At 62.5% G+C, this 23,481-nt stretch carries 18 protein-coding genes, 1 pseudogene and 1 riboswitch; of the genes and pseudogenes, 13 read left to right on the top strand and 6 right to left on the bottom strand.

Annotated features, from left to right (window positions below):
• The first annotated feature begins 260 nt into the window (after positions 1-260).
• The 3 genes from VG320_RS00395 (at position 261) to VG320_RS00385 (ending at position 6,333) form a co-directional block, all read left to right on the top strand.
• On the top strand, positions 261-1,937 hold the full coding sequence (locus VG320_RS00395; protein ID WP_327198207.1) for an ABC transporter substrate-binding protein: 1,677 nt from the start codon (positions 261-263) through the stop codon (positions 1,935-1,937).
• An 87-nt stretch (positions 1,938-2,024) separates the two neighbouring features.
• Positions 2,025-2,231: riboswitch (cobalamin riboswitch) on the top strand.
• Positions 2,232-2,321: 90 nt separating this feature from the next.
• The gene (locus VG320_RS00390; protein ID WP_327198206.1) at positions 2,322-4,268 is read left to right on the top strand and encodes a TonB-dependent receptor domain-containing protein; all 1,947 of its coding nucleotides are present in this window, start codon (positions 2,322-2,324) and stop codon (positions 4,266-4,268) included.
• A 592-nt stretch (positions 4,269-4,860) separates the two neighbouring features.
• Complete coding sequence (locus VG320_RS00385; RefSeq protein ID WP_327198205.1) at positions 4,861-6,333, top strand: aldehyde dehydrogenase family protein; 1,473 nt, start codon at positions 4,861-4,863, stop codon at positions 6,331-6,333.
• 45 nt (positions 6,334-6,378) lie between these two features.
• On the opposite strand, the gene VG320_RS00380 is transcribed toward VG320_RS00385, so the two are convergent.
• The 3 genes from VG320_RS00380 to VG320_RS00370 form a co-directional block, all read right to left on the bottom strand.
• Positions 6,379-7,542, bottom strand: coding sequence for an MFS transporter (locus tag VG320_RS00380; RefSeq protein WP_327198204.1), 1,164 nt, complete (start codon positions 7,540-7,542; stop codon positions 6,379-6,381).
• A 23-nt stretch (positions 7,543-7,565) separates the two neighbouring features.
• Positions 7,566-8,363: a DeoR/GlpR family DNA-binding transcription regulator gene (locus VG320_RS00375; RefSeq protein ID WP_327198203.1), complete on the bottom strand. Its 798-nt coding sequence runs from the start codon at positions 8,361-8,363 to the stop codon at positions 7,566-7,568.
• A 68-nt stretch (positions 8,364-8,431) separates the two neighbouring features.
• Complete coding sequence (locus tag VG320_RS00370) at positions 8,432-9,079, bottom strand: LysE family translocator (RefSeq protein WP_327198202.1); 648 nt, start codon at positions 9,077-9,079, stop codon at positions 8,432-8,434.
• A 169-nt stretch (positions 9,080-9,248) separates the two neighbouring features.
• On the opposite strand from VG320_RS00370, the gene VG320_RS00365 reads away from it, so the two are divergent.
• The 4 genes and pseudogenes from VG320_RS00365 (at position 9,249) to VG320_RS00350 (ending at position 12,400) form a co-directional block, all read left to right on the top strand.
• On the top strand, positions 9,249-10,169 hold the full coding sequence (locus tag VG320_RS00365; protein WP_327198201.1) for a LysR substrate-binding domain-containing protein: 921 nt from the start codon (positions 9,249-9,251) through the stop codon (positions 10,167-10,169).
• A gap of 52 nt (positions 10,170-10,221) precedes the next feature.
• Positions 10,222-10,872, top strand: coding sequence for a DNA-3-methyladenine glycosylase I (locus VG320_RS00360; protein WP_327198200.1), 651 nt, complete (start codon positions 10,222-10,224; stop codon positions 10,870-10,872).
• 43 nt (positions 10,873-10,915) lie between these two features.
• Positions 10,916-11,398: pseudogene (locus VG320_RS00355) on the top strand (methylated-DNA--[protein]-cysteine S-methyltransferase); the annotation flags it as partial.
• A 99-nt stretch (positions 11,399-11,497) separates the two neighbouring features.
• On the top strand, positions 11,498-12,400 hold the full coding sequence (locus tag VG320_RS00350) for a LysR family transcriptional regulator (protein ID WP_327198199.1): 903 nt from the start codon (positions 11,498-11,500) through the stop codon (positions 12,398-12,400).
• A 4-nt stretch (positions 12,401-12,404) separates the two neighbouring features.
• Here the strand turns inward: VG320_RS00350 and VG320_RS00345 are convergent, their stop codons facing one another.
• Positions 12,405-13,049 carry a helix-turn-helix domain-containing protein gene (locus tag VG320_RS00345; RefSeq protein WP_327198198.1) on the bottom strand — a complete coding sequence of 215 codons (645 nt, stop codon included), beginning with the start codon at positions 13,047-13,049 and terminating at the stop codon, positions 12,405-12,407.
• A gap of 22 nt (positions 13,050-13,071) precedes the next feature.
• Between VG320_RS00345 and VG320_RS00340 the strand changes: the two genes are divergently transcribed.
• On the top strand, positions 13,072-14,244 hold the full coding sequence (locus tag VG320_RS00340; RefSeq protein ID WP_327198197.1) for an MFS transporter: 1,173 nt from the start codon (positions 13,072-13,074) through the stop codon (positions 14,242-14,244).
• 57 nt (positions 14,245-14,301) lie between these two features.
• Here VG320_RS00340 and VG320_RS00335 read toward each other — a convergent pair whose 3' ends face one another.
• A complete protein-coding gene (locus VG320_RS00335) occupies positions 14,302-14,886 on the bottom strand; it encodes a TetR/AcrR family transcriptional regulator (RefSeq protein WP_327198196.1) in 585 nt (194 codons plus the stop codon).
• Positions 14,887-15,068: 182 nt separating this feature from the next.
• Here VG320_RS00335 and VG320_RS00330 point away from each other — a divergent pair, with 182 nt between their 5' ends.
• From VG320_RS00330 to VG320_RS00310, 5 genes are all read left to right on the top strand, one after another.
• Entirely contained in the window at positions 15,069-16,319 is a 1,251-nt protein-coding gene (locus VG320_RS00330; protein ID WP_327198195.1) for an efflux RND transporter periplasmic adaptor subunit, read from the top strand.
• Positions 16,316-19,510 carry a multidrug efflux RND transporter permease subunit gene (locus tag VG320_RS00325; protein ID WP_327198194.1) on the top strand — a complete coding sequence of 1,065 codons (3,195 nt, stop codon included), beginning with the start codon at positions 16,316-16,318 and terminating at the stop codon, positions 19,508-19,510. The genes VG320_RS00330 and VG320_RS00325 overlap by 4 nt, the downstream gene beginning before the upstream one ends.
• Positions 19,507-21,009, top strand: coding sequence for an efflux transporter outer membrane subunit (locus VG320_RS00320; protein ID WP_414695927.1), 1,503 nt, complete (start codon positions 19,507-19,509; stop codon positions 21,007-21,009). The genes VG320_RS00325 and VG320_RS00320 overlap by 4 nt, the downstream gene beginning before the upstream one ends.
• A gap of 36 nt (positions 21,010-21,045) precedes the next feature.
• Entirely contained in the window at positions 21,046-21,855 is an 810-nt protein-coding gene (locus VG320_RS00315) for an isocitrate lyase/phosphoenolpyruvate mutase family protein (RefSeq protein WP_327198192.1), read from the top strand.
• Between the two features lie 71 nt (positions 21,856-21,926).
• The gene (locus VG320_RS00310; protein WP_327198191.1) at positions 21,927-22,514 is read left to right on the top strand and encodes a TetR/AcrR family transcriptional regulator; all 588 of its coding nucleotides are present in this window, start codon (positions 21,927-21,929) and stop codon (positions 22,512-22,514) included.
• A gap of 4 nt (positions 22,515-22,518) precedes the next feature.
• Here the strand turns inward: VG320_RS00310 and VG320_RS00305 are convergent, their stop codons facing one another.
• Positions 22,519-23,448, bottom strand: coding sequence for a LysR family transcriptional regulator (locus VG320_RS00305; protein WP_327198208.1), 930 nt, complete (start codon positions 23,446-23,448; stop codon positions 22,519-22,521).
• Positions 23,449-23,481 lie beyond the last annotated feature (33 nt).

Here is a 23,481-nt window from a genome sequence, read left to right as displayed (position 1 = left end):
TCATGGCGGCGCTCAGGCTGAAGGCCGCGAGCGCCACGGCGGCGATAAAACGGGGAAAGCGGCGGATGGGGCAAGTGGGGCAAATGCGGGTAATGCTCAAAGGCGTGCGCATGTCTGTCTCCTGATGCTGGGGCGGGCTCTCGGTTGGAGCGCCTGCTGGCATCCTATGACGCGGCCGCCGCAGTGCCTCCAAATGAAATGTCCATTCTGGTTATTTGCCGTCGTATCATGGACTTACATCACGATTCAGGAGACAGCGCATGCACGCACGCGACCGGCTCGCGGCCCTCGCAGTGATCGACCGGCTGGCAGAGGTCCTGCGCGCCGAATTCGGCGACGACGCCCAGGCGCTCTGGCCCGTGCTGGGCGCTCTGCTGCGCCAGCATCTGAACGACAAACCCACCACCATCACGGCGCTCGCCGATCTCTCGGGCCTGCCGCGCACCAGCGCGCGGCGCGTCGTCTTCGATCTGAAGGTGCGCGGACTGCTCGCGTTTCGTGCGGTATCGGAAAGCGGCAGCCGCGAGGTGGTGGTGCCCACCGCCGCGCTACTCGACCGACTGGACCGAATCACGGAACAGACGATCAGACTCGTCATGAACGCGGGCGACACCAGCGGCAATCTCGCGCAAACCTTCGACCGCTTTCACGCCGAACGCTACACGGAACGATTCGCCGAGCCGCCTGGCATCGCGTGGCCCCGGCCCGCGCCGGACGGTTTCGACGGCGCGATCGAACTGACGCTCGTCGCCTACGAAGATCCGGTGTTCGACATCCTCAAGCGCAACCGCGCGGATATCGAACGCTTCGTGGGGCATCGTCTGAAGATTCTCACCTATCCTCAGGATGCCTATCTATCTGCCTTGAAACAGGCATTGAACGCAGCTCAGCGCACGCCGATGCTGGTTGCGATTCCGTTCCCATGGCTCGCGGAATTCAGCGCCGACGGCCATTTGCGCGAACTCCAGCCGCTTCAGGCGGCAAGCCAGCTTTCCGGCGCGGACTTTTACGACGCGGTCTGGCAGGCGGGCTGGTTCAACCAGCAGCTCTACGCCATACCCTTGCAGCCCACGGTGGATTTCCTCTGGTACCGCCAGGACCTGTTCGAAGCAGAAGGACTGGCACCGCCCACCACCTTCGACGAAGTGATCCGCTGCGCCGAACGCCTGCAGCGCCCAAGCCGCGAGCGCGCGGGCATTAGCTGGAACGCAGCGCCGGGACTGCCGCTGGCCGAAACCTTCCTGCAGATACTCGGCGCGCAAGGCGGCTTGCATATCGACGACGGCATCCCGCAGGTCGATACCGAGCCTGGCAGGCGCGTCGTCGAATATCTGCGAGCGCTGGTACCGTGGTCATCGACGCAATTGGATGCACAACTGCGCGCATCGCACTGGACGCGCAACGCACAGATCTTTGGCGCGGGCAAGGCTGCGATGTGCTACCACTGGTCGAACCGTTACGGCATGCTCGACAGTCACGCACTGCTGCAAAAGGGCGGGCGTGTCGGCCTGCAACTGCATCCCACTTTCGCCGCTGGCATGACGCCGTATTCGCCGCTGGGCGGCGCGCTGCTGGCCATCCCGTCGCGCCTTGACGACGAGAGCGCGCAACGGGCGTGGCGCGCCATCGAAACGCTAACCTCGCCCGAACTGATGAAGTATTTCGTGCTGCACGGCGCGGCGGGCAGCGCGCTGCATGCCGTGGCGGAAGACCGCTACGTGCTGCAGCGCAATCGCGTGATCGCCGAGATCGACCGCCTCGCAAAGAACAGGCAGATCCGCGCGTGCCCGTTTCCGGCGATCGTCGGCTATCACCGCGTCGCGCACACTTTGAGCGATCACCTCGCGCCCGTGCTTTTCGATGGCGCGACGGATGTACGCAGGCGGCTCGGCAGGCTGCAGAGCGCGCTGGCGAAAACACGCATGAAGCGCACATAGCGTGCGCATTTCCCCGTGCTTTCACTCGATGGCGCATTTTCACAACGCCGCGCGCGGCTCGCGGTTGACGCTACGCACGCGCGCCCCTACCCTTGCGCGCTGATGGTGCCCCGGGAGGGGATCAAAAGGGAACGCAGTCGAGGCGCAAGCGCCTTTTAATCTGCGGCTGCCCCCGCAACTGTGAACGGCGAGTCCACGCCGCACGCGCCACTGGAACCCCGCACGGGGGACCGGGAAGGCCGGCATGGACGACGACCCGCGAGCCAGGAGACCTGCCATCGACCGAGGTCCAAGCAGCCGCAACGGGCGGGGTGTCCCGATGCGCCAGGCGCCGCCCATCGCGGCCGCCCGCTGCAAGGACAGCCCGACCTCAGGAACCGTTTCATGTTTATCGAATTTCCCAGGACCGCCCCGCGAGGCGGCCTGCGCCGGCGCGCCGCCAGCACGTACCTGGCACTCGCCGTCGCCTCCATCGGCGCCTGCGCCTGGCAAAGCGCACACGCCGACGACACCACGCTGCCCAACATCCTCGTGACCGGCGACACGCAGCACCTGCCGCAATCGTTCGACGGGCGCTACGCGAGCACGCAGGTGCTCACGCGCGCGGACCTCGAACGCCTCTCGCCCGCCGATCCGGGCATTACGCAGGCGCTCGCCACGCTGCCCGGCGTGACGGTGGCGCAAAACGGCGTCCCGGGCTCGCTCGCAACAGTGAGCATTCGCGGCTCGTCGGGCAGCCAGGTCGCCGTGTTTATCGACGGCATCCGCATTGGCTCCGCCACGACGGGCGTCGCCGAATGGGCCGACCTGCCGACCTCGGCATTCGATCGCGTGGAAGTGATTTCGGGACCGGCGGCCGCCTCCTTTGGCGCCGATGCGATGGGCGGCGTGATCCAGCTCTTCACACGTCACGCCTCGAACCTGCCTAACCAGACCACGGCGTCGTTCGGCGGCGGCTCGAACAAGACCTTCGACACGCAGTTGCGCACCTCGGGCACCGTGCCGACGACCGGACCGCTCGCGGCGCTGGGCGGCCTCACTTACTCGCTCGGGCTGCATGACTACAACACGGCGGGCATTGACGCCACGCAGCCGGGCTCCTATGGCCACGAGGACGGCCGCAATCCTTATCATGCGCAGGACCTGGATGCGCGCCTGGGTTACGCGCGCGACAACTGGTCGATTTCGACCTTCGTGCTCTACCACCGCTCGGACCTGTCCTACGACAACCTGGGTGGCGCGGATCGCCAGAGCGATCGCCAACTGACGACGGGCCTCGCATTCCACCTCGATATCACGCCGACCACGCAGTTCGATCAGTCACTTGGCTACGCGAACGATCGCCAGTTCCTCTATGCGAACGATCCGACCATTGCGACCGATGAAATCGATTCGACGCGGCTGAGTGCGTCTACGTCGATCACGCATCAGGAGACGGGGCATACGCTTTTGGGGCAGCCGCTTTCCGGCGAAACCAAGCTTGCCTATGACTTCACGCGCGAGCAGGCGTATTTGCCTGTCGATATCCCCAGCGGCCTGCCGGCGCGCAACGACTCCGCTGTCTCGCTGCACCAGGCGGTGACGCTCGGCGATGTGACGCTGTTCCTTGCGGGGCGTCATGAGATCGTGCAAGGGCAGACGGTGAATACGGGCAATGCGGCGCTCGCGTGGGCGATTACGCCGGTGTATACAGCGCGCGTGTCGTATGGCAATGCGTTTCGCCTGCCGACGTTTAATGACCTCTATTACCCGGGCTATTCGAATCCCAATCTGCTGCCCGAACGCAGCGATACGGTTGAGGCTGCGCTTGATGCGAATACCTCGTTTGGGACTTTTACTGCGGCGGTTTATGACACGCGCGTGCACGATCTGATTACTTACGATTCGCAGACTTTTTTGCCTGTGAATGTGGTGCGTGCGCATATTCAAGGCATCGATCTTTCGTATAAGGGAACACTTGGGAAATCGACGCCGGTGAGTCTGGCGGTGGGATTGCTGAATCCGCAGGATGAAACCGATCAGACCTGGCTGAACCGGCGGCCGCGGCAGACCGCCAGTCTGAGTGTGGATCATACGTGGGATGAGGTGCATCTGCATGCGCTGAGTACGGGCGTGTCGCTGCTTTATAACGGGTCTACGTTTGATGATCAGCTTAATTCGATCTATTTGCCGTCGTTTCTAACCGTGAGTCTGCGGGCTTCGTATCGGGTTAATGCGCATCTGGCTTTGTCTGCTTCGATTGCTAATCTTTTTAACCGGCAGTATGTGACGGCTTATGGGTATAACTCGCTGGGGCGGACGGTGTTTGGGAAGGTGAGTTATACGTTCTGATTGTTGTTTGTTGTTGTGGTTCGGGTGGGGTTGGCATTTCCTTGTCATCTTGTCGGTCTATTAGCGTTGCCCCTGTGCGGGGCGGCACCTACTTTCTTTGCGGCGGCAAAGAAAGTAGGCAAAGAAAGCCGCTCACACCGCCAGTGTGACGCCGTCCACCACTATCCTTTGAGCAGAGTGGTGACTGGGCATTGATCGGTTGTCGCGTCGTTAAACGGAGTGACAAAGGGCTCATTCATCCCGCTGCTCGCTTCGCGTGCAGCGGTTGGGTATGCAAGGGAAACCAACCGTGCTGCGACGGTTTTCCTGTTGTGCCCAACGGGGCGCGTAGCGGCCCCGGATGTGCGGGCGTCACCACTTTGTTATACGGCGCGTGATGCGAGCAAGACCAGTCACCACTCCGATATTCGGCAAGTGGTGGACGGCGTCACACTGGCGGTTTGAGCGGCTTTCTTTTGCCTACTTTTCTTTGCCGCTGCAAAGAAAAGTAGGTGCCGCCCCGCACAGGGGCGACGCTGGCAGACCGACAACATCACAAGGAAACGCGACACCCCAAACCAAACGAATCGCAAAGCAATCTGGAGACAAAGCCGTGACAACGCACCTGACTGAAAGCACCCTCTTCACCCTCCCATCAGCAACAATCTCGGGCCAAACCCACCACAGCAGCACCACAACAAAAACCCCACTCCACAACGCCTCAACGGGCGCCCAAATCGGCTGGCAGGAACACGCCAACTCGGACCAGATCGACGCAGCAGTACGCGCAGCCCACACGGCCCTCCCAGCCTGGCGCGCCACAGCGCCCACAACCCGCGCCAAACTGCTAAAAAAAATCGCAGAACTAATAGAAGCCGACCGCGAACGCCTCACGGCGATGCAAATGCAGGTAAGCGGCAAGCCCCCTTTCGAAGCCAACCTCGACGTCAGCGACGCCGCCGCGACCTTCGACTACTACGCCAACCTGTGCACCGAAGCCACCACCTTCGCCCCTGAACAGATCAAACTCCCGGACGACACCGTCACCGGCGAGCGCTACTACGAAGCCGTAGGCGTAGCCGCCCTGATCGTGCCGTGGAATTTCCCGATGGTGACGACCGCGTGGAAAATCGCCCCCGCGCTGGCAGCAGGCTGCACCGTCGTACTCAAACCCTCGGAATTCACCTCGCCCGTAGAACACATGCTGGCCGGAATCATGGCCGAAGCAGGCCTGCCCGACGGCGTCGTGAACCTGGTGAACGGCGGAGGCGAAGTGGGCGCACAACTCACCGCCCACCCGCTCATCGACAAAATTTCATTCACAGGCAGTACCGCATCGGGCAAAAAGGTCATGCAGGCCGCCGCGCAGGACATGAAGCGTGTGACCCTCGAACTGGGCGGCAAATCGGCGCTGATCGTGCGCGCCGACGCCGACATCGATCGCGCAGTCACGCTGGCCGTCGGCGGCGCGTTCGCGAACGCGGGACAAATGTGCTCGGCAACGGCCCGCATCCTCGTGCACGATGACGTCTACCGCAAATTTATGGCTGCGTTCGAAACCGCAGTGCGCGCAGTCGTGGTCGCGCCGCCCGCAGGCGACGATGTGGCGATGGGCCCGCTTGTTTCCGCAGCCCAGCGCGACCGCGTGCAAACGCTGCTGGCGCAAGGGGTGGAAGCGGGTGCGTCGGTGGCGTTCTCCGGTCGGCTCGACGCCGCTTGCGGCGAGGGCTTCTTCATGGCGCCCGTCGTGGTCGCAGAGCCGGCCGCGGACAACGTGCTGTGGACCGAGGAAGTATTCGGCCCGGTGGCGTGTGTGAAGTCGTTCCGCACCGACGAAGAGGCGATCGCGCTCGCCAACGACACGCGTTATGGTCTCGTGGCCACGGTCGTGACCGCCGACCCCGACGCCGCGCGCCGCTTCAAGACGCAACTGCGCGCGGGCCTCGTGTGGATCAACACGCCGCAACTGATCTTTCCGCAGGTCTGCTGGGGCGGGCTGGGTCTGAGCGGCATCGGCCGCGAACTGGGTCTCGCCGGACTGCGCAGCTATCAGGAACTGCGCCACGCAATCACCGACGCCAGCTAATGATCGGGCAGCCTGAAGAAGATTTAAAAGCCCTTTAAAGACGCTTTAATCCCGCGCCAGTCCCGTCTGGCGTTCCGGCGCGGGCGTCACCAGCGTCGCGCAGCACGGCACGATGCAAAGCAGCCCCAGCAGCATCCAGAACGACGTTTCCAGGCCCACGGCCTTGGCGACGAAACCGACGGCCGCTGGGCCCACCAGCACGCCGGCATAGCCTGTCGTCGTGATCGCCGCAATGGCGAGCGCGGCGGGCATGCTCTGCTGCGCACCCGCACGGCGGAACAGCACCGGCACGATGTTCGACGCGCCCAGTCCAATCAGCAGAAAACCCGTCAGCGCCAGCGCGGCGATGGGCGCGACCAGCACCACCGCAAAACCCGCCACGGCCACCACACCGCCCCAGATCAAAGTGGCGCGATCGCCGATGCGCGCCGTCACCGCGTCGCCAGTCAAGCGCCCAACCGTCATCGCGATGGAGAACAGCATGTAACCTAGTCCACCCTGCGGCGCCGCCACCAGACCCTTGCCCGTAATCAGTAGCGCGCTCCAGTCGAGCAGCGCGCCTTCGGCGAGAAAGGCGATGCAGGTGAGCGCCGCGATCAGCAGGACGATGCCACGCGGCACAGCGAAAAGCGGGCCGCCCGCGGCCTGTACCGCGCGTATCAAACGCGGCCGCGCCAGCAGCATCGCGATCAGCATCAGGGCCGCACAGAGCAGCGTGCCCGGCAGCGCTCCAAGATGCAGCGACAGCAAAAACGTCATGAACGTCGAGCCCGCGAAACCGCCCACGCTAAAGAGCGCATGAAAACCCGACATCAGCGGTTTGCGCGCCGCGCGCTCGACCTCGACGGCATGCACGTTCATGGCGACGTCGAGCGAACCGAGCGCCGCGCCGAACGCGAGCAACGCGATCCCCAGCGTGACCGGTGTGGCCGCAATGGTGAGCAGCGGCAGGATCAGCGCAAGCGCGATTCCGCTCGTGACGATGATCGGCTTGCTGCCGTAGCGCGCGCTGAGTGCGCCCGTCGCCAGCATGGCGACCACGGAACCCAGACCTATGCACAGCAGCAGCACGCCGAGCGTGCCGTCATCCACCGCCAGGCGTTGCTTGGCGAACGGCACGAGCGGCGCCCAGCAGGCGATGCCGAAGCCGGCCACGAGAAACGCAAGACGGGTGGCGAGACGTGTAGCGGGACGATCGACGGACTCCATCGGCAGAAGCTCCTGGGTGAAGGTTAATTGGACTCGCTATCGGCGCTCGCGGGACGCTGTGCCTGCAGCACCGCGGTGCCCGCTTTCTTGAGCGCGGCGATGTACGCGCGCGGCGCATCATGCTCGACGACCATGCAGGCAATCGCGTCCAGGGCAGCAACGCGATGCGATGCACGCGCATCGAGTTTGTCAGTCGTACTGAGGATAACCGCGTGACGGCTGCACGAAAGCAACGCGCGTTTGAACGATGCATCCGCGAATTCGTAGGCGCTCACGCCCTCTTGCGGCGACACCGCGCACGCGCCCAGAAAGCAGCGGTCGATATGCAGGTTCTGCACGCTCGCCACGGCGGCGGCATCGACGCTTCCACCCACCACCGGATCGACCTGGCCGCCCACCATGATGAGGCGAATATCGGCGCGCCGCAGAAGCGCGGCGGCAATATCGATGGAGTTGGTCGCGACCGTCAGTTCGTACTCTTCGGGCAGCAGCCCGACCAGAGCGAGATTGGAACTGCCGCTGTCGAGGAACAGCAGTTCGCCGCGCTGCACCTGCGCGACGGCGGCCGCAGCAAGCGCCTGCTTGCGCTCGCGCGCCTCGTCCATGCGCGCGGCCATGGGCGCCGAAGCGGGCGAAACCGGCAACGCGCCGCCGTAGACGCGCCGGCAGCGCCCTTCGGCGGCGAGCGCGCGCAGGTCGCGGCGAATGGCGTCTTCCGAAACGTCGAACTCTGCAGCGAGCGTGGCCGCGACAACCGCATGCCCCGCGGCGAGGCGCGAGGCGATCAGTTCGCGACGGGCAAGTGGAATGTCATCTGTCATGCCCCATGATAACGTGCATAAACGAGAATGTAAACGTGCACAAACGTGCACATCCGCTTATGTGCCTTTCAAATAGAGCCACCCAATCCTGCGCCCGCAAGCCCGGCGATCGCGATCACAAGCAGCAATCCCGAGGACAAAGTAGAAATCCGCCGCTGCAGCCGATGAACCAGTGGATGCCTGAATGCGCTGATATAGCAACCCAGCAGCGTGAAATCGACAACCATCCAGAGGGTTGCCAGCATCGCCAGGCTCGCACGCGAGTCCGACGTGACCCCGATGAACTGGGGAAAGAAGGCAACGAAGAACAGGATGTCCTTGGGATTGGCAATACCCACAAAAAACCCTTGCAACAAAGCGGGAAAACGCTGCGGCTGCGACGTTGCGACATGCATTCCTTTATCGCTTGAAACGCCATTCGCACGCCATTCGCCATACAGCGCCCTGCTGGCCAACACCGCAACGAAGATGCAGCCCAGCACTTGTAGCCAGGCAAGCAGGCGCTCACTGATAAGCACCACACCGAATACCATGAGTGTCGCCACAGCAATCAAAACGAGGCTTGCGGCGTTCGCCCCCATGGCGGTCAGAACGCCTTGCCGGACGCCCCTTCGTGCTGTCGTGCCAACCACCAGCATGACGACCGGCCCCGGTGTCACGATGAGCAGAACAATCGAGGCAACATAGGCGAGCAGAAGCGCGCAGTTGATTGTCATGAGAAAAACTCCGGGAAAGTGTCAACGCCACAGGGTTTCTGGCCGGATAACCTGCGGAGACGAGAACGTGAATATTGGAATATTCGTATAGTATTGCCGCTCAGACCCATCGCCGAAAAACGGAAAAAACTGCGCTCAAGCATGAGTTTTATTCATGCGACCCTCGCCAATGAAGACCAAGCCACTTCCTCCTGTCTACGCGTTGCGCGCATTCGAGAGCGCCGCCCGCACCGGCTCGTTTACGCTTGCCGCCGAAGAACTGAGCCTCACGCAAAGCGCCGTCAGCAAGCACGTAAAGACGCTTGAGGCGTTTTTCGAGCGCAAACTGTTTGTCCGGCAAGGGCCAAAATTGAATGCCACGCCGCAAGCGCTGATGTTCGCGGCGGGACTAAGACGCGGCTTCCGGCAAATTGAAGAAGCGTGCACGCTCTTCCGCGCCCGACACGATGTCCTGCGGCTCAAGGCGCCGTCAACGCTGACGATGCGCTGGCTGCTCGATGTGCTCGCCGCCTTTCGCAAGACCGACCCGGGATTCGAGGTGCAGATCACGAGCGTGTGGATGGACGTCGATACCGTCGACTTTCTGAGCGAACCCTATGATTGCGCGATCCTGCTCGGGGCTGGCAGGTTTGGCGAAGAGACGCATTGCGCAAAACTATTCGACGAATGGTTGATCCCGATCTGCTCGCGTGCGCTCGCCCCTACGGCACGGAGCAATCTGGCCAATTGCGAGCTTATCCATCCTTCGCCCGACCGCCGCGACTGGCGTCGCTGGCTCAAAGCGACCGGGCAAAGCGCCAGCGTGGATATCACGCGCGGCCAGGTCTTCGACATGCTGGAACAGGGCATGGCCGCGGCGGCCGCCGGCCACGGCATTTCGATTGGCGACCTGGCGCTCTGCGCGGGCGCCATCGAAGCGCGGCAACTCGTTCTGCCCTTTAAAACCGCCGTCGCCAGTGGTGATGCCTATTACCTGATCTGCCCGGAAGACTCCGACAAAGCGCAGCAGGTACAGACACTCCACGCCTTCCTCGAAAGCCGGATGCCGAAACTGACGTACCCCGACATACAGTTCAAGACGCAGCGCTAAATGATCTACTATCGCGGACAGTTAACGCGTACCCGCACCAGGAGGCGAAATCTTGAAAGAGAAGGCAGTGAGTGACGCCATCATCGAAACCGTCATCGACACAACCTCGTCAGGCCACGCGATCGTCTGCGACGATGGCTTGAGACGCCCGCCGTGGGCGGTCGACAATGCCTTGCTGCGCGAGTATTACGACACGGAATGGGGCATGCCTGTGCGAGACGAGCGCGGCCTTTTCGAACGCGTCAGTCTGGAAGCATTTCAATCCGGCCTGTCGTGGCTGATCGTTCTGCAAAAGCGCGAGGCTTTTCGCAAGGCCTTCCGGAATTTCGAACCGGATGTTGTCGCGAAGTTTGGCGCTCGCGAGGTCGAGCGCCTGCTCGCGGATTCCGGCATCATCCGAAACCGGGCGAAAATAGACGCGACGATCAACAATGCCCAGGCGGCCATTGCATTGCGCAAGGACGGTGGCCTGGTAGAATTCATCTGGTCGTTCAAACCCGCCATCACGCCCGCACCGCGTACGGTGGCGGAGATCCCCACGACGTCTGACGAATCGATTGCATTGAGCAAGGCGCTACGCAAACGCGGCTTCAAGTTCGTCGGCCCCACTACGATGTTCGCGCTCATGGAAGCTGCAGGCATCGTGGATACGCACCTGGTCGATAGTCATCGGCGGGGAAGTTCAGGGGTCTGGCCGCGATGAAATCGCCCCCGCGCGCGTGGGTGCTCAAGTCAAAGAGGCAAGCATGAAACACGAGTCGCCCTTCCTGTACAAGATCGTGCCGTCCCCGGTGGGCAAGCTCACGCTCGTGTCTCGCGCCTGCGCGCTGGTGGCAATCCTGTGGGAGAACGATCGCCCCGGGCGCGTGCGGCTGGGTACGATGCTCGAAGCGAATGACGATCCCACGCTTCTAGAAGTCGAGCGCCAGCTCAGCGAGTATTTTTTGGGCAGGCGAAATACCTTCGATGTCCCAATCAATTTCATGGGATCTGAGTTTCAGAAGCAGGTCTGGAATGCGCTGCTCGGCATCCCCTATGGAGAAACCCGCACGTATGCCCAGATCGCCGTGCAGATTGGCAACCCCAAAGCGGTACGGGCCGTAGGTGCGGCCAACGGGCGCAATCCCATTTCGATCATTGCACCCTGCCATCGCGTCATCGGGTCGTCCGGCGCGTTGACGGGCTTCGCAGGCGGCCTCGCAGCCAAGCAAACGCTGCTGTCGATCGAAAATGCAAGCTGCGGCGCAAAGCCGCAGAAAACGCTGTTCTGACCGGCAGGCCCAACCTCTCTATCCATCAGGACGAACGCCTTGGACCGACTGGAAGCCATGGAAATGCTGCTGGGCGCCGTGGATGCGGGCAGCCTGTCCGCTGCAGCACGGGAGTTGAAGATCCCCGTAACCACGCTCACCCGCAAGGTTGGCGATCTCGAAGAGATGCTCGGTACGCGCCTGCTGATCCGCACCACGCGCAAGATCACGCTGACCGACGCGGGTGCGGCGTATGTCGCCGCGGCCCGTCGCATCCTCGATATGGTGCGGGACCAGGAACATGAGGCAAGCGGCGAATTCACAACGGCACGCGGAGAACTGGTGGTCACGGCGCCCGTACAACTGGGCCGCCTGCACGTGCTGCCTGTTATCAACCAGTTCCTCGCACAGTATCCGGACATTACCGTGCGCCTGCTCCTGTCGGATCGCAATATCGATCTGATCGACTCACACGCTGATCTCGCCGTACGAATCGGAGAACTGGCCGACAGCAATATGATCGCCACGCGGGTAGGCTCGCTGCGGCCCATTCTTTGTGCCAGCCCAGACTTCCTGCGCCGCCACGTAGCGCCGCACGATCCAGCCGAACTATCGAAGTATTCATGCGTCGTATTCAATAGTCCTTATCTTTCCCCATGGCGCTTTCGCCTTCCATCGAGCGGCAAACTGCTGACTCTCGAAGTCAAACCCCGGCTGGAAGTCACGGCGCCGGATGCGGCCGTCAGTGCGGCGGTGGACGGGGTAGGCATCACGCTGGTATTCGAGCACGACGCGGATGAAGCGCTCAAAGCTGGGCAATTGCAGATCCTGCTGCCCCAATTCGAGGTGGACCCCGTGCCGGTTCACCTGGTCCACGTTTCCAGAAACCTCATGGCGATCAAGCTGCGCAACTTCATCGATTACGCCGCACCCAGGCTGCGCGAATCGCTATCGGGCTTCGGCAAGCAACAGAAACGCTGAACCATCAGTTCTCTTCGCTCGCGTCGCCCAGAACGCGCGCATTACGGTTTTCGATCACCGCACGAGTGGTTCTGGTGGCCCCCGGTCCCGGCGCGAAGCGAACATCCTGGAAGCTCAACGTGCGCCCATCCGGGCCTTTGACGCCCATGACTTCAACCGGCTCCCCGCTCGCGTCCTCTACGAGTTTCACGGGCGCCCGTCCATTGACGGCCAGCCATCTGTCGCCCCATTGCATCAGCGCAACCAGCACGGGATAGAGGTCCGCGCCCTTCCGGGTTAGCCGGTAGCCGAATGTATTCGCGCGCTCCGCCAGCGGGAAGCGTTCGACGATATCCAGTTCGATCAGGCGCTCGAGCCGCGCCGCGAGCACATTGCGCGCGATACCCAGCGCACTTTGAAACTCGTCGAATCGCGTGCTCCCCTGCGTGCATTCGCGAACGATCAATAACGTCCACCACTCGCCGACTTCGTCGAGCGCGCGGGCGATTGAACAGTTCATTCCATCGAGGCGTTTTCGGTACATGGTGACGCCAATACTACCCGAAGTTTCGTCATGCAACTTCCCCATTTTATGGGGAACAGTTACCCGCGCCGGACAGTAGCGTGATGCAACTGCGTTTTCTATAGTTTCGCCACGAAACTTAACCACGCAGTCCTCTTGAGGAATCGATATGGATCGCCGACTTCTGACCCTCGCGCTAGGCATGTTCGCGCTCGGGACCGACAGCTTCGTTTTTGCGGGCATCCTGCCCGAAATTGCGCACTCGTTTCATGTGAGCATTGGAGCCGCGGGTCAACTGATTACCGTGTATGCCCTGAGTTACGCGCTGCTGGGGCCGACCATTGCAGCTCTCGCCGCCAATGTCGCGCGCAAGCGCATGCTGCTGGGCGGCATCGGAATTTTTGTGGTCGCCAATCTGGGCACAATTGTCGCGCCCAACATCGGCATTGCGCTGGTGACGCGAGCGATCGCCGGTCTCGGCGCGGCCATGTTTTCGCCGACCGCAAGCGGCACCGGCGCGATGCTGGTGCCTCCGGAGCGTCGCGGCTTTGCGCTGTCGATTATCGTGGCAGGACTGACAAGCTCGACCGCGCTGGGCGCGCCTCTCGGCGCTGTGATCGGGGGCCTCGCCAACTGGCACTGGACGCTGGTTTTCGTCGCCGCATTGGGCACCGCCGCGTTCACAGGCGTATGGGCATTCATGCCGGAAGTGCCGCTTGCGCCCGCCATCTCGCTCTCGAAGCGCCTTGCCCCGCTTGCCGATTCGCGCGTCGGCCTGACGCTGAGCGCCACCGTACTCGCGCAGATCGGCACCTTCATGATCTTCAGCTACTTCCCGGTTGTGTTCGACCGCGCCACCGGCCATAGCCCGACCGTGCTGGGTGCGCTACTGGTGATGTACGGCGCGGCGGGGACCGCCTCGAATCTGCTGACCGGCAGCATTCTCGACAAGGTCGGCTCGCGCAAGGTGCTCGTCCTGATGCTCACCGCGGTTGCCGTCGTCATCTTCACAATGCCGTGGTCAGGCGCGCACCTGTGGAGCGCAGCAATAGCGGTGCTCGTCTGGGGCGCGTGTTCATGGGGCTTTCTTGTTCCGCAGCAGTTTCGCCTCGCCAGCCTCAACCCGCCGATGACAGCCGTGCTGGTCGGCCTGAACACGTCAGGCACCTATATTGGCGTGTCCATTGCGGGCGCGGTTGGCGCCGCCGCGATTCCCCTACTTGGCGCTCACTCGCTGGGCTTTCTGTCGAGCATTGCGGTCGTCGTGGCGCTGCTCGTCTCCGAACTCGCCAGCCGGCGGATTGCCACAATCGCGAATACCGCCGCCACCGCGCCGGCATAAGGGCGCGGAATCGCCTGGCCGCAACGTGCCTCGCCTCAAATTAATTAGTCATTCTTATCAACCAGAAGCCTCTTGCGGTTCAGGATTCGACCACAATGCAGCGATGTGTTGCTGCGCTTCGACAAGAATCCGCGCCGACAGTGCGGGATCGTCGACGATCCGGGCCACCGTAATGGCGCCCAGGATCGTCGAAAACACGAACATGGCCGCCCCTTCGTCCGATCTCCCGTTCGCCGACATGGCGTGGATCAGTTTGCGATATCCGCGCGTCACGGTGCGGCGGGTCTCGCTATCCGCACGGGCCAGCTCACTACCCATGGCAATCAACGGGCATTCGCCCAGACACGCCGCGCGGTTCTTAGCCAGCAGATGCGCTTCGAAATGATCGATGAATGCCTGCTCGCCACCTTTGATCGAGGCGTCGATCGTAGCGAGTGTGGACTCCATGCCGGCTGCGCACGCTTGCGCCACCAGATCCTCCTTGGAGGCGAAGGGGCGGTAGAAGCCACCATGTGTCAAGCCTGCCGCCGACATGATTTCCGCCACCCCGGTGGCATGAATCCCGTTGCTCGTGAATGCCTCGGTCGCGGCTTCGACAATCCGCCTGTGCGTCGCGGCCGTTTCCACTTTCGATTTCTTCATACCGTAACTCCTCGCCGCAATGGCAGCGCCAAGGTTACCGTCGTCTCAAGAACCTTGACATTCTGGATTATACTCATTATCTTGATTGCAGATAGTACAGGTTCATCATCTAACGCGGAGTTGGGCCAGGGGTCAGCTTCAGGCCACACGTTGTCCAGCGCGCTTATCTAATCAGGATCGCTATGAATCAGCGTATTGAACAGGTCGAGGAAAGGGTCATCGTGCCCGAAGCCCCGGCAAACTCCGGCTCTGTGCGTTGGGTTGGCAAAGCCACTGCCGCGGCCGTCATCGTTGCCATGGCCGCTGTGGCATGGCATCTGCGCGGCTCGCATCCGCAAGCGGTCGCCGCACCGGCGCCTGCGTCGGTTGCGGTCAGTGCGCCGCTGCAACACGACATTGAGAGCCGCCTGGGTTTTCTCGGACAATTTTCGGCGGTCAATCGCGTGGAAATCCGTGCGCAGGTTGGCGGCACGCTGACGCAGATTCACTTCAAGGACGGCGATATCGTCCACAAAGGCGATCTGCTTTTTGAAGTCGATCCCGAGCCGTATCAGATCAAGCTCAGCGAAGCCAGCGCGCAACTGGAGTCTGCCAACGCGCGCCTCGCGCTCGCCACCCGCGAGCTTGCGCGCGCCCAGCAGCTGCAACAGGCGGAAGCCGGAACGGTCGAGAACGTCGATCAGCGTGTCGCCGAACAACATGCAGCCCAAGCGGCCGTGGATAACGCGAATGCGCTGGTGCGCGACGCAAAGTTCGATCTGGACCGCTGCGCGATCAAGGCGCCCTTCACGGGCCGCATGGGCACGCACCTGGTTTCGACCGGTAATCTGGTCTCCGGTAGCCGCGCGGGTAGCAGCCCGACTACGCTGCTCGCGACGATCGTGTCGCTCGACCCGATCTATCTCGACTTCGATATGAGCGAGAACGACTACGCGGCATTCCAGCAATCGCGTGAAAACCAGCAAGGACCGCTCGCGGACCAGGTCAATATCTCGCCGACGGGCGCGGCGGGCTTCACGCGCCAGGGCACGCTCAATTTCATCGACAACGCACTCGACCGTTCCAGCGGGACGATCCACGCCCGCGCGACGATTCCGAATAGCGATCTTTCGCTCACGCCAGGTGGCTTTGCACGCGTGCGCCTCGCGACCTCCAAGCCCCAGCCTGCGCTGCTCGTGCCTGATGCAGCCGTGCTGGCCGATCAAACCGATCACATGGTCTTTGTCGTAGGCCCCAACGACGTAGCCACGCCAAAGAAGGTCGAGATTGGCGATCTGCGCGGCGGCTTGCGCGTCATCCGCTCGGGTCTCGCGCCCACCGACAAGGTGATTATCGACGGCCTGCCCAAGGTGCGGCCGGGGTCGACGGTCTCGCCGCACGCGGGCGCCATCGAGTTCACGTCGTCGCAAGACGACGGCGGAGCTAAATCATGAAGCTGACGCATTTTTTTATCGAGCACCCGCGTTTCGCAGCAGTCCTCAATATCTTCGCCGTCTTGATCGGGCTGGTGACGATGTTCAAGCTGCCCGTTGCGCAGTATCCCAACATCGTACCAACCACGATCCAGATCACCACGTCCTATCCCGGCGCGTCGGCGGACACCATCGCGCGCACGGTTGCCACGCCGCTCGAACAGGCCATCAACGGCGTGGAAAACATGGACTATATTTCGAGCCAGTCGACCGGTAACGGGCAGTTGAAGATCACGGTCATCTTCAAGGTTGGCACCGATCCAAACGTCGCGCTCATGCTCACGCGCAACCGTGTTGAAGATGCGCTGTCGCGCTTGCCGCAAGAGGTGCAGCTTCAAGGGGTGCAGGTCAAGAAGACCATCGAGGCGCTGCTGCTGGGCGTGCACGTCTATTCGCCGGATGGCTCGCGCAGCCCCGAATATCTGTCCAATTACATGCTCACGATACGCGACCAGATCGCGCGTTTGCCGGGTGTTTCGGACTTCCAGTTGTTCGGCGAGCGTCAATACGCCATGCGTATCTGGATCGATCCAGACAAGGCTGCCGCCTACAACATCAGTGCGAGTGAAGTGCTGAGCGCACTGCGCGCACAAAACGCGCCGGTCTCAGCGGGTGTACTGAACCAACCGCCCATTTCGAGCAACGGCGCCTATCAGATCAATGTCGAAGCGCTGGGACGGCTGACCACGCCCGAACAATTCGGCGACGTCATCGTGAAGTCCGACGCCGATGGCCGCGTGACGCGTGTTCGCGACATCGGACGTGTCGAGCTCGGCTCGGTCGATTACGGCTCGAAGGCCTACGCCGACCGCGCAGCCGCCGCGCCGTGGTTCGTGGTCGCCTCGCCGGATGCGAACGTGGTGCAGGTCGAACACGCGGTTTGGGACAAGATGGCGGAACTGAAAAAGCAGTTTCCCCCGGGCGTCGACTACATGAAGATCTACGACCCGACGACGTTTGTCGGCCAGTCGATCGAAGAAGTGATCAAGACCATCGCCATTGCGATTCTGCTGGTGGTTGGCGTGGTGTATCTGTTCCTGCAAAACTGGCGCGCCACGATCATTCCGGTGGTGGCGATTCCCGTTTCGCTGCTCGGCACGTTCACGATCCTCTCGCTCTTCGGCGCGTCGATCAACAATCTGTCGCTGTTCGGGATCGTTCTGGCAGTGGGGATCGTTGTGGACGATGCGATCGTCGTGGTCGAAAACGTCGAGCGGAATATGGCGCTTGGTATGACGCCGCGCGAAGCCGCTCATCAAACGATGAACGAAGTCTCGACCGCGCTGATTGCCATCGCGCTCACGCTTTGCGCCGTGTTCGGTCCTGCTGCGCTGATGTCCGGCATTTCGGGCCTGTTTTTCAAGCAATTCGCCATCACCATTGCAGCTTCCACCGTCATCTCGTGCTTCGTCTCGCTCACGCTGAGCCCGGCTTTGTGCGCGGTGCTGCTCAAGCCGCACAGCATGGAGAAAACGCACGGCGGAACCACCTCGCTGGGACGTCTGCATCACGCCGTGTTCGGCCGTTTCAACACGTCGTTTGAATGGCTCTCAGGCCGCTACGGCAAGATCACCGGGCGCTTCGTGCGCGCCACAACGGTCATGCTGATCGTCTATGCCGGTCTGATCGCGGCCACCGGCATCCAGATGGCCAGAATGCCCACCGGCTTCATCCCGGAACAGGACATCGGCTATCAGGCGATCATCGTCCTGCTGCCGCCCGGTTCCAGCCTGGAGCGCACGGACAAGGTCGTGCGTGAAGTCAACGATATCGCGCTGAAAACGAAGGGCATCGACCACACTTCGCCCGTCACCGGCTTCGATGTAACGACCGGCACGATTGCACCCAATGTCGGCACCATCTTTACCGGCCTGCCGTCGTTGTATGGCGAGCACGTTCCCGGCGTGAACGCCGCCACGATGCTGGTGACATTGCGCCAGCGTCTGGCCGGCGTGAAGGATGCCGTGGTGATCGTGGTGAACCCGCCGCCGGTCCAGGGGCTGGGCGCGGCGGGTGGATTCAAGATGATGCTGGAAGATCGCGCCGGCGTCGGTCCGCAGGCACTCGCCCAGGCGGCCAATGCGCTGGTCGGCGCGGCGAACAAGGACAAGACGTTTGGCGGCGTGTTTACGCTCTTTAACGCGGGCGCACCGTCTGTCTATGCCGATGTCGATCGACTGAAGGCCGAAAAGGTCGGGCTGACCCCGAGCGATGTATTTTCGACGATGGAGCTTTATCTCGGCTCGCAGTACGTGAATGACTTCAACTATCTGGGCCGCACCTATCAGGTTCGGGTTCAAGGCGATGAACAGTTCCGCAGGACTCCAGAGGATGTGGGGCGGCTGAAAGTACGCAATGCGTCGGGCGAGATGGTGCCGATCGGTACGGTTGCGACGTTCAGGGACAACACCACGCCCTATCGCGCACCGCGCTACAACCTGTATCCCGCTGCCGAAATCATGGGCGCAGCCGCGCCTGGGGTGTCGTCCGGCGACGCAATGAAGCGCATGGAGCAACTTGCCAACCAGGTGCTTCCAAATGGTGTTTCGTTCGAATGGACCGATCTGGCCCACCAGCAGGAAGAGCAAAAGATGTCGCCGCTCGTGATTTTTGCGGCATCGGCGCTGTTCGTATTCCTCGTGCTCGCGGCCCAGTATGAAAGCTGGAAAACGCCGCTTGCGATCGTGCTGATCGTGCCGATGTGTCTGCTGGCTGCGGCGATTGGCTTGAATATGCGCGGCATGCCCATCGACATCCTCGCGCAGATCGGTTTCGTGGTGCTGGTGGGACTGGCGGCCAAAAATGCGATTCTGATCGTGGAGTTCGCGCGGCAAAGACAGGAGGAAGACGGCGTGAACGCAGAAGACGCCGCCACTCACGCAGCGCACGTGCGCCTGCGTCCGATCCTGATGACGTCGCTGGCCTTTATCGCAGGCGTTGCGCCACTTGCGATTGCCAGCGGCGCGGGCTCGGAAATGCGGCAATCGCTCGGCACCACCGTGTTTTTCGGCATGCTTGGCGTGACGATCTTCGGCCTCGCTTTTACCCCGGCGTTTTATGCCTTTGTGCGCAAGCTCGGTATCAGGCACGCAAGGCACGCGAGGCACGCACGTGCGCTGCCTGCGAAGCTCAGCAGTGGAGAAGCAAAATGAGTCACCTTATGGCTAGAACCGCGAAGGCGATGATCGGCAGCCTGATCGTGAGCGCGGGCCTCGTGGGTTGCGCCGTCGGCCCGAACTATGTGGCGCCCACGACTGACATGGCGCCGTTCCACAACACCGCCGCCGTCGCGAGCCGGCAAACGACGCTTGCCGCGCCGAAGCTGGACAACTGGTGGACCGGATTCAACGATCCGATGCTGGAGAAGGTCGTGCAGCGTGCGCTCGATCAGAACCTCAATCTGCAGGCGTCCATTGCGCGAGTGAGCCAGGCGCGCGCGGCTGCCCAGGCCGCCGGTGCGCAACTCCTCCCGACCGTCGATGCAGGCGCTTCGGCGACTGCGGAGCACCAGAGCACGACGAGTCCGCTCGGCACGCTCGCAAGCGCCTTCCCCAACTACAGCCGCGACCAGAAGCAATATGTGGTGGGCGCGACCGCAAGTTGGGAAATCGATCTCGCGGGCGGACTGCGGCGGGCCCATGCAGCCGCCACCGACGAAGAGCAGGCGGCGCAAGCGGCCCAGCTTGGCACGCGCATCACCGTGGCTGCGGACGCGGCAGACGCCTATCTGCAGGTGCGAGGGCTGCAGGCTCAAGTGGCCGTCACGCAGGACCAGATCGACACCGACGCGCATCTGCTCACGCTCGTGCAGGCCCGCAAGCAGGCGGGCGCAGCCGACGAGCGCGAGGTCGCCCAGGCCGAAGCGCTGTTGCGCCAGGCGCGCGCGAGCCTGCCGGCGCTGCGTATTGCGCTCGAAGCGCAATTGAATCGGCTCGATGTGCTGATGGGCGCTCAACCGGGTACGTATGCGGCGGAACTCAATACGAACGCCGCGATGATTCCGGAAGTACCCGCCATCGGCACCGCCGATCAACCCGTCGATGTGCTGCGCCGTCGTCCGGATATCATCGCGGCAGAGCGGCACCTTGCGGCGACCAACGAAAACATTGGCGTAGCCATCGCCGATTACTATCCGAAGATCTCGCTTTCCGGCGCATTGGGTTTCGACAGCATTTCGACCAACCACCTGTTCAGCGCGAAATCGTTCGAGCCGATCGGCACCGGCGCGCTGCAGTGGCGTCTGTTCGACTTCGGCAAGGTGGATGCCGAGGTTAAACAGGCGCGCGGCGCCAATGCGGAAGCGCTGGCGCAATACAAGGAGGCCGCGCTCAAGGCCACGGAAGACGTCGAGAACGCCTTTATGGCGCTTTCGCAGTCCGAAATCCGCGCTCAGGAGATCGAGCAGGAAGTGACGGCGCTCACCCGCGCGCGCGATCTTTCGGAGAAGGCGTATCGTGCGGGTTCCATCACGCTCACCGATGTCCTCGATGCCGACCGGCAACTGCTCGTTGCGCGCGACGACCTCGATGCAACGAAAGCCGACGCGGCCCGCGCCGCCGTGCGAACCTTCCGCGCGCTCGGCGGCGGCTGGGATGCGCCGCCAGCGCAACAAGCTCAACAAGCCACGCAAAGCACTGCGCCGAAGGGCTGACAACTCAACTCGAACCATCAAAACCAGGAGCACACCATGTCTGCTGCAAACCCGTTCCGCCAGCTTCACGACAACTCGACGCCGCTGCGCCTGCCCAATGTATGGGACGCGGGAAGCGCACGGCTGGCGCAAGCACAGGGAGCGCAAGCGATTGCCACAACCAGTGCGGGCTTTGCATGGGCATTGGGCTACCCGGACGGCCGCATTCTGCCGTTCGATGAAGTCGCGGCAGCCGTGCGGCGTATCGTTCGCGTGCTTGACGTGCCGTTGTCGGTCGATATCGAAAATGGCTATTCCGATGATCCGCAAGAGGTCGCCCGCAACGTCATGCAGTTGGTCGAGCTGGGCATTGCGGGCATCAATATCGAAGACGGCCACGACGCTCCTTCGCTGCTGGCCGCGAAGATTCAGGCGATCCGAAGCGCGCTCGCGAACGCCGGGGCAGATCTTTTCATCAATGCGCGCAGCGATGTATTCCTGGCGAATCTGGTCGACAAGCCGAAGCAGATAGACGAATCGATTGCACGCGGCGAGTTGTATGCGTCCGCTGGCGCAGATGGACTGTTTCTCCCTGCGCTTGCCAGGCCCACAGATATCGCGGCCATCGTCGGCGCGATCAAGCTACCGCTCAATGTGATGGCAGTGCCGGGTCTTGCCGACGCAACGACGCTCGGACAACTGGGCGTGCGCAGACTGAGCGCGGGCGGCGCGATCTCGCAGATCGTCCTGCACACAGCCAAAACGCTGATGCAGGATTTTCTTCAGGATGGCCGCTCAGACGGCCTCTACGACAAGGCGTTGCCGTATGCGGAGATTCAAGGCCTGTTTGCCGATCTTCCGGCTTGAAATGAGCCTGCGGTGCGCCGCCATGTGGATTATCATGGTTATCCTCAGCAATGATTGCCCAGGAGGGAAACATGGGATCGTCTCAAGCGGAAAAGGCCGAATCGCATCAGCGCATCGTCGAAATCGCGGCGCGCCGCTTTCGCGAACTCGGCCTGGAGGGCATTAGCGTCGCCGACATCATGAAAGAGGCCGGCATGACCGTCGGCGGCTTTTACAAGCACTTCACGTCGCGTGACGATCTCGTGGTGGAGGCGATTGCCGCCGCGTGCGACGAGATGGATCGCTCGGTCCTGACCGCCCAGCCCACGTTGAAGAAAAGCATCCAGACGTATTTGTCGGAAGAGCATCGGGACAATGTCATCGGTGGCTGCCCGCTTTCGGCCCTGGTCAACGACGCCGCGCGCAGCACGGAAGGCGCACGCGAGGTCTACACCGAACGCCTGGAAAACAGCCTCGCGCTGCTCGAAAGCCAGATGCCGGAAGGCACGGAAGGCAACCGGCGCGCCAAGGCCATGCTGATTTACAGCGCCTACGTCGGCGCGCTGGGTTTGTCCCGCGCCGTGGCAGACCCCAAGCTTTCCCGCCAGATCCTCAATTCGGTTTCGGCGGAACTGATTGCCCTTTTTCCTGTTAAGAAGGCGCAGGGTTCGGCGGCGTAGTCTCTCAAGCCAACGAGGCAGACGCTGCCTCGTCCATTGCAGTGACCGTCAGCCGCAACTGCTGGCGCAACCAGGCCAGGCCCGCATCCGCCGTGCGATGTTTGTGCCACTGCACCGTCTGGTGCATGGTGGGCATGGACAAAGGCACCTCACGGATCACGATCGGTTCGTGTCGCTGCGCCTGCAGGGCCAGCCGCCTGTGCACTGTCGCAATCCGCTGGGTACCGACGAGTAGCTGCGTCGAGGCCGCGAAACTGTAAGTCGTCACCTCGACCCGGCGCGACACGCCCAGGCGCTGCACAAACCAGTCCTCGAGCGCGGGCTGCCCCGCCCCGGGCAACACCACGACATGGCCCGCGTCCAGATAGGCCTCGCGCGTGAGCGGTCCCACCGCCAGCGGCGAATCCTTCCATAGCACGCAGCAAAACTGCTCTTCCAGCAAGGTTTCCGCCGGATGTTCCGATGAGCAGTACTCGCGCGGAATGATCAGCAGATCCGCGTCCGCGCGTTCGAGTGCGCGCTCGGGATGCGCAACCTGCGGCCGCAGATCGATGCGGATATTCGGCGCGGCAACGTAGATGCGCGCGAGCAGATGCGGCATCAAGGTCGTCATCGTGTAGTCCGAAACCAGTAGACGAAACTCGCGCGTCGATTCGGCGGCCACAAAAGCGGGTTGCGTCGAGATCGTCGCCTCCACGCGAACCAGCACGTCGCGCACCGCATCGGTGAGCGCCTCCGCGCGCGGCGTCGGCTCCATCTTGCGGCCCACCTGCACGAGCAGTTCGTCATCGAAATATTCGCGTAGCCGCCCGAGCGCATTGCTCATTGCCGACTGGCTCAAATGCACGCGCTCCGCCGCGCGGCTGATGCTGCGCTCGCTAAGCAGCGCATCCAGCGCAACGAGCAGATTGAGATCCAGCTTGTTGAAACGCATGCGTCCCGTCTCCGATGTTTTTTCTGCGTCGAT

This window comes from Paraburkholderia sp. (assembly GCF_035948235.1).
Taxonomy (GTDB): domain Bacteria; phylum Pseudomonadota; class Gammaproteobacteria; order Burkholderiales; family Burkholderiaceae; genus Paraburkholderia.
This window is presented reverse-complemented; position numbering and strand designations above follow the sequence as displayed.